The 12,561-nt window shown below is 63.0% G+C and carries 10 protein-coding genes and 1 tRNA gene; 1 reads left to right on the top strand and 10 read right to left on the bottom strand.

The genetic code is table 11. The annotated features are described in order from the left end of the window. Nucleotides 1-546 precede the first annotated feature (546 nt). Nucleotides 547-1,332 (top strand): winged helix-turn-helix domain-containing protein, encoded by a 786-nt coding sequence (locus tag KHN93_RS06465; RefSeq protein ID WP_039522641.1) that lies wholly within the window; start codon nt 547-549, stop codon nt 1,330-1,332. 414 nt (nt 1,333-1,746) lie between these two features. Here the strand turns inward: KHN93_RS06465 and KHN93_RS06460 are convergent, their stop codons facing one another. The 10 genes from KHN93_RS06460 to lspA form a co-directional block, all read right to left on the bottom strand. Beyond that, nucleotides 1,747-2,133, bottom strand: a complete 387-nt coding sequence (locus KHN93_RS06460) for a DUF805 domain-containing protein (protein ID WP_016901521.1) — start codon at nt 2,131-2,133, stop codon at nt 1,747-1,749. 300 nt (nt 2,134-2,433) lie between these two features. After that, the gene (gene radA / locus KHN93_RS06455; RefSeq protein ID WP_016901522.1) at nt 2,434-3,825 is read right to left on the bottom strand and encodes a DNA repair protein RadA; all 1,392 of its coding nucleotides are present in this window, start codon (nt 3,823-3,825) and stop codon (nt 2,434-2,436) included. Between the two features lie 346 nt (nt 3,826-4,171). Then, nucleotides 4,172-6,052, bottom strand: a complete 1,881-nt coding sequence (locus KHN93_RS06450) for a M61 family metallopeptidase (RefSeq protein ID WP_161961170.1) — start codon at nt 6,050-6,052, stop codon at nt 4,172-4,174. Nucleotides 6,053-6,232: 180 nt separating this feature from the next. After that, a complete protein-coding gene (gene cyoD / locus KHN93_RS06445; RefSeq protein WP_006450195.1) occupies nt 6,233-6,568 on the bottom strand; it encodes a cytochrome o ubiquinol oxidase subunit IV in 336 nt (111 codons plus the stop codon). Further along, nucleotides 6,568-7,197 carry a cytochrome o ubiquinol oxidase subunit III gene (cyoC, locus tag KHN93_RS06440; RefSeq protein ID WP_006450194.1) on the bottom strand — a complete coding sequence of 210 codons (630 nt, stop codon included), beginning with the start codon at nt 7,195-7,197 and terminating at the stop codon, nt 6,568-6,570. Before cyoC ends, cyoD begins: the two co-directional genes overlap by 1 nt. Then, nucleotides 7,194-9,194 carry a cytochrome o ubiquinol oxidase subunit I gene (gene cyoB / locus KHN93_RS06435; protein ID WP_016901525.1) on the bottom strand — a complete coding sequence of 667 codons (2,001 nt, stop codon included), beginning with the start codon at nt 9,192-9,194 and terminating at the stop codon, nt 7,194-7,196. The genes cyoC and cyoB overlap by 4 nt, the downstream gene beginning before the upstream one ends. Beyond that, nucleotides 9,194-10,129, bottom strand: a complete 936-nt coding sequence (cyoA, locus tag KHN93_RS06430; protein WP_024940071.1) for a ubiquinol oxidase subunit II — start codon at nt 10,127-10,129, stop codon at nt 9,194-9,196. Before cyoA ends, cyoB begins: the two co-directional genes overlap by 1 nt. Before the next feature lie 358 nt (nt 10,130-10,487). Next, nucleotides 10,488-10,563: transfer RNA gene (locus KHN93_RS06425), tRNA-Thr, on the bottom strand. Between the two features lie 178 nt (nt 10,564-10,741). Beyond that, nucleotides 10,742-11,692: a 4-hydroxy-3-methylbut-2-enyl diphosphate reductase gene (ispH, locus tag KHN93_RS06420; protein WP_104563214.1), complete on the bottom strand. Its 951-nt coding sequence runs from the start codon at nt 11,690-11,692 to the stop codon at nt 10,742-10,744. Between the two features lie 77 nt (nt 11,693-11,769). Then, on the bottom strand, nt 11,770-12,282 hold the full coding sequence (lspA, locus tag KHN93_RS06415) for a signal peptidase II (protein ID WP_211914960.1): 513 nt from the start codon (nt 12,280-12,282) through the stop codon (nt 11,770-11,772). Between the last annotated feature and the right edge of the window lie 279 nt (nt 12,283-12,561).

Raw genomic sequence — 12,561 nt, 5'->3', positions numbered from 1 at the left:
GCATTGGCTTGACCGCTGTCCTGGCATGACGTGGCAATGGCTGCTGGCGCGGCGCTTCAGTAAATGAAAGATGCGCTTCAAACGATTGCCGCGCGGTTCCGTTGCATCGACGGATTGGCGACATATTCCATGTGCGCTGCAAGCGCATGCAAATCGCAATACCGTGGTATAGACCTGGACATGCGATGGAATGAACTCGGCGATCGCGCCTGTTGTTTCGCCGGATCGCCTGGCCTGCGCATTGCCCGATGTCGGAATTTTGTTAGTTACTCACGACGCATGCCCTGGATGTAAGAGCTGTGTTGCGCCTAAATGAGCGTACGTTAAAGCCGGCCTACCCAAAGCCGAAGAAAAGTACGCAGCAGTGAAACTTTCTGCCTCGGCAATGGTACATACCATTCGTCCGACCCCAGGTCGGATCCCCTGGCAGCCAAAGGCGATGGCGATGCACTTATCTATACACGTGGGTTTTGTATTGGCGCCTGCTGTCCGCAACAGGCATCCGACGTACGACTGGTACGTGTGCAGACACGGGAAGGCCGGCTGATGCACGGCAACCTTCCCGGCAAGCAAGGATCGGCTTTCCTGTTGACGCAGGACGCGCGTCTGGCATCGCAGGTCAACGCGAGCCTCGCACCGCTCGCCCCGAGTTTTGCGGTGTTTTCCGACGAACTCGAACTTCTGCGCTCGCTGCGGCATTCCCCTTGCGAGCTGTTGATCTTCGATGCAACCTGCGTTGCATCGGACGACAGCTCATTGCTGGCCTGGCAACGCTGCCACAGCGGCCATCCCACGCCGTTGATCGTGCTGGGGCGTTTTGACTGTGCCCACGACATCCTGGCCTGGTACCGCGCCGGCGCACACGATGTACTCGCCCTTCCCTTCAATTCCCACGAACTGCATGTGCGCGCAGCATTGGCGCTGTCGCCGGTGGCCGAGGCGTGCCCCGAGAGCCAGCAGCTGAGTGTGGGCCCCTACCAGCTGATCCGCGACGAAAATACCGTGTATCTGCACGGCAAGCCGATCGTGTTGACCGCACGCGAGTTCTCGATCGCTTGGCTGCTGTTTTCCAGCCCCGGTGTGTGTTTCCGCCGCTGCCAGTTGGCCAAGGCGGTGTGGGGTAGCCACACCGAGTTCACCGACCGCACGATGGAGCAGCACATCTACAAGCTGCGCAAGAAGCTGCAGCTGTGTAATCACAGCGGCGTGGTGCGCATCAGAACCGTGTATTCGCATGGGTACAAGCTGGAACTTGCCCTGCAGGACAAGGACGCACCGACGCCAGGCAAGGCCGTCAGCCCCAGCACCGCCCATCATGCTGCGGCTTGTTGAGCGATGCGGGCCTGCAGGAGCGAAGCGCAGCGATCGGCGGAGGCCTGCGCTTGCTACCTGCTATCGACGCCTGCATTGCAGTGCCTCGGCCGCTGCCATGCGTTGATCTGGCCAGGCATTAACTGACAGAGCTTGTTCGCTGGCGCCACGTTGAGTGGAAACGCACCCAATTAATAGTTCAATAATGTATTGAACATACGAATAGAGCCTTGGCGCATTGCCGGTCGACTGCTTCCTACACCCTGGCAGGACGTCCAAGTTTTTGCCGGCAGTTGAAGAACGCATCAATCGAGCCGAATCCGGCACTCAAACGCACGCGTGTTGTTGGTGAGCCTGCGCCAACCGTACATCTCCAGAAACGACAATGGCGCGGAGGAGACTCCGCGCCATTGTTCGATCAGGCCTTGCACCCGGTTACTGCTTGGGATTCTCGCCGTACTCGTTCGGGCCGGGCGTGCCTTCCAGGCACATGAAGACCAGCACGATGAAGCCGCCGACGTACGGCACCAGGCTGATCAGATAGAACCAGCCCGACTTGCCCTGGTCGTGCAAGCGACGCACGGTCACTGCAATGCTCGGCACAATCAATGCCAGCACCACGATCCCCATGACGGCAGCAACCAGCCATGCCAGTGCACCAGGACCGTTCTCGCCGCCCATCAGTGCAGCCGCAATGCCGAACAGGCCGCCCAACACCAGCAGGACGATCGCCTGCAGCAGCATGAACATCCAATATTCCTTGCGGCGCGAGCGGCCATTGAAGTCGGCGTAGCGCTTGAGTGGCAACAACATCCATTCCATCGTGTTTCTCCTGATAACGCGCAGTGAGCGCTGTCCGTGATCCGGTGCACAGTGCAACGGGCCGCGCATGTTGCCATAGCCGCCCTGCGCTGAAAACGTTTTCTTATCGGCTAATGGCAGATAGCGACCTGCTGGCCGACGGACGGTCAGCGGAGCTGGCGGCGGCCAGCCCGAAACTTCATTGATGTCATTCCGGCATGGCGCAGGCGGCCATACCGCCCACTGCGCGGGGGTGCGGGATCAGCTCATCGCGTGCAGAGCGACGCCTGTGCCGACGGTCGCTCCGCTACCGCGTCGGCATCACTCGGCCGCCGCTTCCAGTGCCTGGCTCAGCCGCTCCACCGCAACGATCTCCATGCCCTTGATGCTGGTGGTCTTGGGCGCGTTGGCCTTGGGCACGATCGCACGCTTGAAGCCGTGGGTTGCGGCCTCTTTCAGACGGTCCTCGCCGTTGGGCACCGGCCGGATCTCGCCGGACAGGCCCACTTCGCCAAAGGCGATGGTCTTCTCGGACAGCGGCCGGTCGCGCAGCGAGGACAACACCGCCAGCAGCACCGGCAGATCGGCGGCGGTTTCCTGCACACGGATGCCGCCGACCACGTTGACAAACACGTCCTGGTCGCCCACCACGATGCCGCCATGGCGGTGCAGCACCGCCAGCAGCATCGCCAGCCGGTTCTGCTCCAGACCCACCGCCACGCGCCGTGGATTGGACAGCGGCGAGGCGTCCACCAGCGCCTGCACCTCCACCATCAGCGGCCGGGTGCCTTCGCGGGTGACCATCACGCAGCTGCCCGGCTGCTGGGTGCTACCGCCGGACAGGAAGATCGCCGACGGGTTGGAGACCTCCTTAAGGCCCTTCTCGCCCATCGCAAACACGCCCAGCTCGTTGACCGCACCGAAGCGGTTCTTGAACGCGCGCAACAGCCGGAACCGGCTGCCGCTCTCGCCTTCGAAGTACAGCACCGCATCGACCATATGCTCGAGCACGCGCGGGCCGGCGATGCCGCCTTCCTTGGTCACATGGCCGACCAGGAACACGGCGGTGCCGGTCTCCTTGGCATAACGCACCAGCCGCGCCGCGCTCTCGCGTACCTGGCTGACCGAGCCCGGCGCCGCGGTCAGCGATTCGGTCCACAGCGTCTGTACCGAGTCGGCCACGATCAGCTTCGGCCGCGCCACGCTGGCATGCTGCAAGATGTTTTCGATGCCGGTTTCGGCCAGCGCGTTCAGGCCCTCCAACGGCAAATCCAGCCGCACTGCGCGCCCGGCCACCTGTGCCAGCGATTCCTCACCGGTGACGTACAGCACCGGCAGCGTGCTGGCCATGCTCGCCAGCGCCTGCAGCAACAGCGTCGACTTGCCAATGCCGGGGTCGCCACCGATCAACACCACCGCGCCTTCGACCAGGCCCCCGCCCAGCACCCGATCGAACTCGCCGATGCCGGTGGACACACGCGCCTGCTCGGACTGCTGCACGTCCTTGAGCGCGGTGATCTTGGGCGCCTCGGCCTTGCCGGCCCAGCCGCTACGCCGCGATGCCGCAGGCGAGGCCTTGCCGCCGGGCGTGGCACTTTCGAGCACGATCTCGCTGAGCGTGTTCCACACCCCGCACTCGGTGCATTGCCCCTGCCACTTGTTGTATTCGGCGCCGCACTCGCCGCAGACATAGGCCGTTTTCGCCTTCGCCATCGTCAGTTAACCAATCGCTTCTGGAGCGACAGGATAGTCGGCGTCGGTCTCAGGATGCGCGACGCTGGCTCGGGAATCGGGAATCGGGAATCGGGAATCGGGAATCGGGAATCGGCCAGGCTGCGGCGTTGCTGGAATGGATGCAACCGCGCATTCCTCCTGCTGCTGCGTTTTCACTCGGACATCGATGGCGCCGAGCGTTTGCCTGGCGCGATGTCTTTTGATCGGTCGGCATCGGTACCGACCAGAAACAGCGTCTGGAGCTGCATGATCGATCGCAATCGGCCATGCAGCCCCAAGGTCTTGCCATTGCCCGCTTCAACGGCTGCGAGCGGGCGGCTGCCACTCAGCGCGGCTTGTACAACTCGCTCAGGCGATCCGGCTTGCCGGGGATGCGTTCCAGATGCGGATACAGCAGGCCGCCGTGGTAATCGATGCGCACGGTGTCGTAGCGGTCAAGGCGCTTGACCAGCAGTTCGATCGGCGCGGTGGTGCCCTTGGCCGCCTTGATCGCGTCCTTGATCACCTCACTGCTGAAGGCGCGGCCGTTGACCGCCACGATGGTGTTGCCGGCGATCAGGCCGGCATTGAAGGCCGGGCCGTCCCACAGCACATCGCCGATATCGCCAGAGGCTTTCAGGGACACGCCAAGCGAATAGGTCAGGCTGGCGTCCTTGTCGTCGCTCTCGTCGGCCTTGGTGGCCAAGTTCGGCTCCTCGTTGTAGACCAGCTTCCAGCCGTTGGCTTCGATGCCACCGTTCAAGGAACCATGCCCGTCCATGCGGCTGCGCAACAGGCTCGCCCAGTCGTAGGGAGCCACGCCATTGAGCGTGGCAACGATGTCGTCGAAGGTGTACGGATTGACGTCCCAATCGCCGTTCTTCATGCCGAAGAAGGCCTTGCCGAAATCGTCGATGGAACGCTTGTTGTTGGTCAGCGCGCGCAGCTTGCTGTCCACTTCCAGCCACATCATCTGGCCGCCGGAGTAATAGTCTTCGGCCATCTGATAGCTACGGTAGGCCTTGGGCCGGCGCATCGACATGGTCGGGTCATTGGTGGTGTCCTGCACGGTGCGCCAGGCCATGCCGGGGCGACCGCGCTCGTAGTTCGCCGCCACGCCGGCCAGCATCTCGCGCGCCTGGTCCTGCGTCCACAGGCCCGAACGCGCAGCCATCACTTCGCCCCAGAACTGGGTCTGGCCTTCGTACAGCCACAGCAGGCTGTCGCCCATCGGCACGTTGAAGTTGGGCGTGGCCAGGTCGGCGCCACGGCGGTACTTGCCGTTCCAGGAATGGTTGAACTCGTGCGCGAGCAGATCGCGGCCGGTCCAGCTCTTGTCCCACTCGGTGAAGTAGGTCGGCACGCCGCTGTTTTCGCTGGAGCGATGGTGCTCCAGCCCGATGCCACCCAACTTCTTGGTCAGCGCCAGCAGGAATTCGTAGTGGTCGAAATGCCGCGCGCCGTAGAGCTTGTCCATCTGCTGCACCAGCGACGCATGCGCCTTGATCTGCTCGGGCTTGGCCTCCAGCGACTTGGCTTCGTCGGCGAACACGTTGAGGTAGACCGGCTGCTTGCCGCCGCTCAGCTCCACGCGCTTGTAGTACTTGCCGGCGAACATCGGCGAGTCGACCAGATCGTCGAAGTCGATCGGCTTGAAGGTCACCGTGTCGCCAACCCGGCGGTCGGTCTCCAGCGCCGTGGCATAGCTCCAGCCGGCTGGCAAGGTGACGCTGGCCTGGGCCTTGATGTTGCGTGCGAAGACGCCGGCCGGATACAGCGCCGTGGTGTTCCACTGCAGGTTGAGCATCTCCGGGGTCATCATCACCCGGCCCTGGTTGGGGGCTTGCGGCGAGAGGAACTTGAACTCGGCCACCAGCTCGCTGGCGCCCTGCGGCACGTCCACGGTGAAGGCATACACATCGAACTGGTCGCGCTTCCACGGCACCACCTTGCCATCGACCTTGATCACCAGACCGGCGAGCTTGTCGATCGGCCCGGTCGGCGAGTGATTGCCGGGAATCCACTGCGGATACAGCAGCGTCATCGGGCCCGGCCGGGCCGGCATGGTGGTTTTGACCTTGAAGATGCGATGGGCCAGATCGGTGGCATCGACGTCGATCTTCAAGGTGCCGTCGAACGGCACGTCCTGCGGCGCGGCAGTTTGTGCGGCCGCAGGCAACGACAGTGCCGCCAGCAACGACACGGACAACAAGGTGGGGATCTTCATCGCAACTCCGCAGGGACCTGGAACAGGCAAGCCCACGATGCTAAGCGCCTGCCCGCGCTTCCCCGTATGCCATAGGTCATGCTGCGCAGCGATTCACACACAAAAAAACCGCCGGTAACCCGGCGGCTTTTTGTCCAGCATGCTTCGATCCGGCGTGCCGTGATCCGGCACAGCGCCGCCTCAATGCATCATGTTGACGTTCATGTTGTGCAGCACCCACAGCGAACCGACGATCACGATGCCGATGATCAGCAGCGAGAACAGGCCCACCTGCACGTTGGAGCGCTGCTCGGGCGAGCGATCCATGTGCAGGAAGTACACCATGTGCACCAGCATCTGCACTGCGGCCATCAGCGAGATCACGATGACGGTGACGCCCTTGGAGAACGCCCCGCTCATCACCATCGCAAACGGGATGACGGTGAGGATCACGGCCATCACAAAGCCGATCAGGTAGGACTTCAGGCCGCCGGCATGTGCATCGGCAGCGGTTTCATGCGCGTGGTGATTGGCCATTACAGCGCTCCCAGCAGGTAGACGACGGTGAACACACCGATCCAGATGATGTCCAGGAAATGCCAGAACAGGCTCAGGCAGGCCAGACGCGTGCTGTTGCGCGGGGTCAGACCATTCTTGGAGATCTGGATCACCAGCACTGCCATCCACAACAGGCCAGAGGCCACGTGCAGGCCGTGCGTGCCCACCAGGGTGAAGAAGGCCGACAGGAACGCGCTGCGCCCCGGACCCGCCCCTTCATGGATCAGGTGGTTGAACTCCCACACTTCCATGCACAGGAAGCCGATACCCAGCAGTGCGGTGACGCCCAGCCAGGCGTACAGCCCGGTCATGCTGCGCTTGTGCGCGGAGATCATCGCAACGCCGAAGCTCAAGCTGCTGAACAACAGCAGGAAGGTTTCCACCAGCACGAACTTCAGGTCGAACAGCTCCTTGGCGGTCGGTCCGTCCACCGTGGCGCCCGAGAGCACCGCATAGGTGGCGAACAGGCCGGCGAACAACAGGCAGTCGCTCATCAGGTAGACCCAGAACCCGAAGACGGTGTTGCCACCGGCGTCGTGATGTTCGTGGTCGTCGTGGCCGCCCGCGTGGGCGGCGTGGTCAAGCGTGGTCGAGGAAGACATGGTCATACCACCTTCGCGGCCTGCGCCGCATGTTGCTGTTCGAGCAGGGCAAAGCGCGCGTTTTCGATGCGCTCCACTTCGTCGGCCGGCACCCAGTAATCGATGTCGTCATCGAAGGTGCGCGCAATGAAGCTGCCGATCATGCCGACCAGGCCGATGATGGCCAACCACCAGATGTGCCAGATCAGACCGAAGCCCATCAGCACACTGAAGGCACCGATATACACGCCTGCCCCGGTATTGCGCGGCATGTGGATCGCTTCGTACTTGGACGGACGCACCCAGCCCTTGCCGTTCTGCTTGTCGGCCCAGAACTGATCGCGGTCGTCGATGTGCGGCAGCACGGCGAAGTTGTAGAACGGCGGCGGCGAGGAGGTGGCCCACTCCAGCGTACGGCCATCCCACGGATCGCCCGTGTAGTCCATGTGCTCCTTGCGCTTCCACACGCTGTAACCGATCTGCACCAGGTTCAGGAAAATACCCAGGCCGATGATCGCAGCACCGGCCGCAGCGACGTACAGCCACGGCGCCCACTCGGGGTGGTTGTAGGTATTCATGCGACGGGTCATGCCCATGAAGCCGAGCACGTACAGCGGCATGAAGGCCACGAAGAAGCCGATGATCCAGCACCAGAACGAGGCCTTGCCGATCTTCTCGTTGAGCTTGAAGCCGAACGCCTTCGGAAACCAGTAGGTCAGGCCGGCCAGGTAGCCGAACACCACGCCGCCGATGATCACGTTATGGAAGTGCGCGATCAGGAACAGGCTGTTGTGCAGCACGAAGTCCACGGCCGGGATCGCCAGCATCACGCCGGTCATGCCGCCGATGGTGAAGGTGATGATGAAGCCGATCGTCCACAGCACCGGCGAGGTCATGTGCACACGACCGCGGAACATGGTGAACAGCCAGTTGAAGATCTTCACGCCGGTCGGGATCGAGATGATCATCGTCGTGATGCCGAAGAAGGCATTGACGTTGGCACCCGAGCCCATGGTGAAGAAGTGATGCAACCACACCACGAACGACAGCACGCCGATGCACGAGGTGGCGTAGACCATCGAGGTGTAGCCGAACAGGCGCTTGCGGCTGTAGGTCGCGATCAGCTCGGAGAAGATGCCGAACGCCGGCAGGATCAGGATATAGACTTCCGGGTGACCCCAGATCCAGATCAGGTTGACGTACATCATGGCGTTGCCGCCACCGTCGTTGGTGAAGAAATGCGTGCCCAGGTAACGGTCGGCACCCAGCAGCGCCAGCGCCACGGTCAGGATCGGGAATGCGGCGATGATCAGAATGTTGGTGATCAGCGCGGTCCAGGTGAAGATCGGCATGCGCATCAGAGTCATGCCCGGTGCGCGCATCCGCATGATCGTCACGAAGAAGTTGATGCCGGTCAACAGGGTGCCCAGGCCTGAGACCTGCAACGCCCAGATGTAGTAGTCGACACCTACGCCCGGACTGTATTCCAGCCCCGACAACGGCGGGTAGGCCAGCCAGCCGGTCTGCGCGAATTCGCCGACACCCAGCGAGATGTTGATCAGCGCCGCACCGGCCACGAACAGCCAGAAGCTCAGCGAGTTCAGGAACGGGAACGCCACGTCGCGTGCGCCGATCTGCAGCGGCACGATCAGGTTCAACAGGCCAGTCATGAACGGCATGGCCATGAAGAAGATCATGATCACGCCGTGCGCGGTGAAGATCTGGTCGTAGTGGTGCGGCGGCAGCACACCTTCGCCGCCGTTACCCGCCAGCGCCTGCTGGGTGCGCATCATCGCCGCATCGGCGAAGCCGCGCAGCAACATGACCAGCGCCACGATGATGTACATCACACCGATGCGCTTGTGATCCACCGAGGTGAACCACTCGTTCCACAGGTAGCCCCACAGCTTGTACTTGGTGATGGCGCCCGCGATGAGCAGGCCGAGCAGGCCGGCACCACCGAGTGCGACCATGATGATCGGCTCGTGGTACGGAACCGCCTCGATCGTAAGTTTGCCTAGCATCACTTGTCTCCAGAAGTGCACATGGCAACCGGCTCTGCAGCCGCTGCCTGATGGTCGCCATGGCCTTTGTTATGGCCCGGACCATTCATGTATTTGTCGACGAGCGAGCGGAACATGCCGTCCTGCACCGACGAGTAGTAGGTGACCGGATACTGTTCCTTGTCGTTGCGGTTGGCGGCCAGCACCTGGTACTCGGCAGCGTTCAACGCGGTCGGCGATGCCTTGACCTTGGCCACCCACGCATCGAAGCCGGCCTGATCGACCGCATGCGCCTTGAAGCTCATCTTCGAGAAGCCGTGACCGCTGTAGTTGGTCGACAGGCCGAAGTATTCGCCCGGCTCGTTGGCCACCAGGTGCAGCTTGGTTTCCATGCCGGCCATCGCGTAGATCATCGTGCCCAGGTGCGGGATGAAGAACGAGTTCATCACCGTATCGGAGGTGATCTTGAAGTTCAGCGGCGTATGCACCGGGAACGCGATCTCGTTGACCGTGGCGATGTTCTGGTCCGGGTAGATGAACATCCACTTCCAGTCCAGCGACACCGCTTCGATGGTGATCGGCTTGACGTCCGAATCCAGCGGCCGGTACGGGTCCAGCGCGTGCGAGGAGCGCCAGGTCAGCACCGCCAGCACCAGGATGATCACGCAGGGGATCGACCACACCACCACTTCGATGGCGGTGGAGTGCGACCAATCCGGCTCGTAGCGCGCCTTCGTGTTGGACGCGCGATATTTCCACGCGAACGCAATCGTCATCACGATCACCGGGATGACCACGATCAGCATCAGCACGACCGAGGTGATCAGCAGCTGCTTCTCGTCGTGGCCGATCTGGCCTTTCGGATTGAGAATGGCCGAGTTGCAGCCTGCCAACAGCAGGAACGGCAGCATCAGGCCTGGACGAAGTACACGCCCGAGATGTTTCAACGGAATCATCGGTCGATCCAAGTGCGAAGGAACGCCAGCCTCGTTCGTCGTATCCATGTGGACTCGTCCTGACGGCGCGCTTCCCGGGGGAAGGCGGCCACGCAGACCGAAGACACGAGTTAGCTCCCTGATTTTAGACTTTGCTGCACCTGCACGAAACCCATCGGCAATGATCTGTCGCAATTAATGCGCGCAAAACTGTGCGACATGTTGTCGCAGCGCTGCGCGGGGCGGCAAAGATGCGGTTGCGGCCATCGATTGCGGCCGGCGCGATGTGCCGCGTATATGGCGGCGCAGCGCCGGGCTGTACGTGCATCGGCCCAAAACGCAACTGGGCCGACCAATGGTCGACCCAGTACTGAAGCGATGGTGCCGGAAATAGGAATCGAACCTACGACCTACGCATTACGAATGCGCCGCTCTACCAACTGAGCTATTCCGGCGAGCCGTGAATTGTAGGAGCGGAGCCGGTGCCCGGTCAATCGCCGCCAGGCGGCGGACTATGCATCCGGGCCTCGAGCCCGGGGCCGAGGCCTTCGAACGATGGCCACCTGCAACTGCGAAACGCCCGGACCTGCCGCATGCACTCGACGCTGACTCAGCGGCCTGGAGCACCCACCATCAGCTGACCAGACGCAACCGCAGTTCCTTGGGCAGCGCGAACACCATCGATTCCGGCTCGCCTTCCAGCTCGGACACACCCTCGGCGCCCAGCTCGCGCAACCGCGCCAGCACGCCATCGACCAGCACCTGCGGTGCGGAGGCGCCGGCGGTCAGGCCGATGTGCTGCTTGCCGACGATCCAGGCCGGGTCGATCTCGCCGGCGTTGTCGATCAGGTAGGACTCCACCCCGTCGCGCCGGGCCAGCTCGCTGAGGCGATTGGAATTGGAGCTGTTGGGCGAACCGACCACCAGCACCAGATCGCATTGGCGCGCCAGATCGCGCACCGCATCCTGGCGGTTCTGGGTGGCGTAGCAGATGTCGTCGTGGCGCGGCCCCTGCATCGCCGGGTAGCGCGCACGCAGGGCCTCGATGATGCCCATGGTGTCGTCCACCGACAGCGTGGTCTGGGTGGTGTAGGCAAGGTTCTCCGGCTGGCGGATCTGCAGCGTGGCGACCTGTTCGATATCCTCGACCAGATAGATCGTGCCCGGGCCGCGTTCGCGGCTCCACTGCCCCATCGTGCCTTCCACTTCCGGATGCCCGGCGTGGCCGATCAGCACCACGTCGCGGCCGGCCCGGCAATGCCGCGCCACCTCGAAATGCACCTTGGTCACCAGCGGACAGGTCGCGTCGAACACCTTGAGCCCGCGGCGCTCGGCTTCCTGACGCACCGCCTGCGAGACGCCGTGCGCGCTGAAGATCACCGTGGCATTGTCGGGCACCTCGTCCAGTTCCTCGACGAAGACCGCGCCGCGCTGCTTGAGGTCGTCGACCACAAAACGGTTGTGCACCACTTCATGGCGCACATAGATCGGCGCGCCCAGCGTTTCGATCGCACGCTTGACGATCTCGATCGCGCGGTCGACACCGGCACAGAAACCACGGGGATTGGCGAGCAGGACATCCATGGCGAGCATTCTACGGGAATGGGGAATGGAGGATGGGACCGGGCGGCGCCGGTGCGCCACGACTTCAGCGTCGATTCCTACTTCCGAATCCCCGACTCGCGCTTGCCGGACTTGTCGAACAGACCGAATACCGCGATCCCGATGGCGCCGCCGACGATCGCCGAGTCGGCGATGTTGAACGACGGCCAGGTGTGGCTGCCGATGTACCACTGGATGAAATCGACCACGTGGCCGTGCATCAGGCGGTCGATCACGTTGCCGATCGCCCCGCCGATCACCAGCGCATACGGCAGCGCGCTGCGCCATTCGCTGCGTGCGGTGCGCGACAGCCAGAACGCCAGTAGCCCGCTGATGCCCATCGCCAGCGCGGTGAAGAACCACAACTGCCAGCCGCCGGCATCGCTCAGGAAGCTGAAGGCCGCGCCGGTATTGTAGGTGCGGTACCAGTTCCAGAAACCGTCGATCACCGGCACCGGGGTGTATTCGGGCAGGCTGGACAGCACCCAGGCCTTGCTCCACTGGTCCAGCCCGATCACGAGTGCCGACAGCAGCAACCAGATCAGGGCAGAGGGTTTGGGGCGTTGACTCATGTCGAAAGGTCGCAGTTGGTGGTGACTTCTCCGACGTCGGAGAAGATGCCTGGATGGCGATAAGTAAGGGCGGTGGCAGATGAAGCTGACGAAAGCTGGATGACAGGCAGGCAAGGATGGCATGGGCACCGGAGCCGGCTCCCCTGCCCCGCCGTGCCGCATGCGCCACGCTTCAGCAAGGGACTGCATGCAGCGCCGGGGCACTCGTCATCCGGCACCAGCGCCTGCCCATGATGCCGCGACAGAGGCACACGCCAGCCCGTACGGGGCCTCAATAAC

Origin of the sequence: Xanthomonas arboricola pv. juglandis (assembly GCF_905367715.1) — a bacterium.
GTDB lineage: Bacteria > Pseudomonadota > Gammaproteobacteria > Xanthomonadales > Xanthomonadaceae > Xanthomonas > Xanthomonas arboricola.
The sequence above is the reverse complement of the archived record's forward strand: the minus strand, read 5'-3'. Positions and strand labels throughout refer to the sequence as shown.

Bases quoted from the DNA above. Each gene is read 5' to 3' on its own strand.
- KHN93_RS06465 (WP_039522641.1), top strand. From the start codon at position 547: ATGCACGGCAACCTTCCCGGCAAGCAAGGATCGGCTTTCCTGTTGACG.
- KHN93_RS06460 (WP_016901521.1), bottom strand. From the start codon at position 2,133: ATGGAATGGATGTTGTTGCCACTCAAGCGCTACGCCGACTTCAATGGC.
- radA (WP_016901522.1), bottom strand. From the start codon at position 3,825: ATGGCGAAGGCGAAAACGGCCTATGTCTGCGGCGAGTGCGGCGCCGAA.
- KHN93_RS06450 (WP_161961170.1), bottom strand. From the start codon at position 6,052: ATGAAGATCCCCACCTTGTTGTCCGTGTCGTTGCTGGCGGCACTGTCG.
- cyoD (WP_006450195.1), bottom strand. From the start codon at position 6,568: ATGGCCAATCACCACGCGCATGAAACCGCTGCCGATGCACATGCCGGC.
- cyoC (WP_006450194.1), bottom strand. From the start codon at position 7,197: ATGACCATGTCTTCCTCGACCACGCTTGACCACGCCGCCCACGCGGGC.
- cyoB (WP_016901525.1), bottom strand. From the start codon at position 9,194: ATGCTAGGCAAACTTACGATCGAGGCGGTTCCGTACCACGAGCCGATC.
- cyoA (WP_024940071.1), bottom strand. From the start codon at position 10,129: ATGATTCCGTTGAAACATCTCGGGCGTGTACTTCGTCCAGGCCTGATG.
- ispH (WP_104563214.1), bottom strand. From the start codon at position 11,692: ATGGATGTCCTGCTCGCCAATCCCCGTGGTTTCTGTGCCGGTGTCGAC.
- lspA (WP_211914960.1), bottom strand. From the start codon at position 12,282: ATGAGTCAACGCCCCAAACCCTCTGCCCTGATCTGGTTGCTGCTGTCG.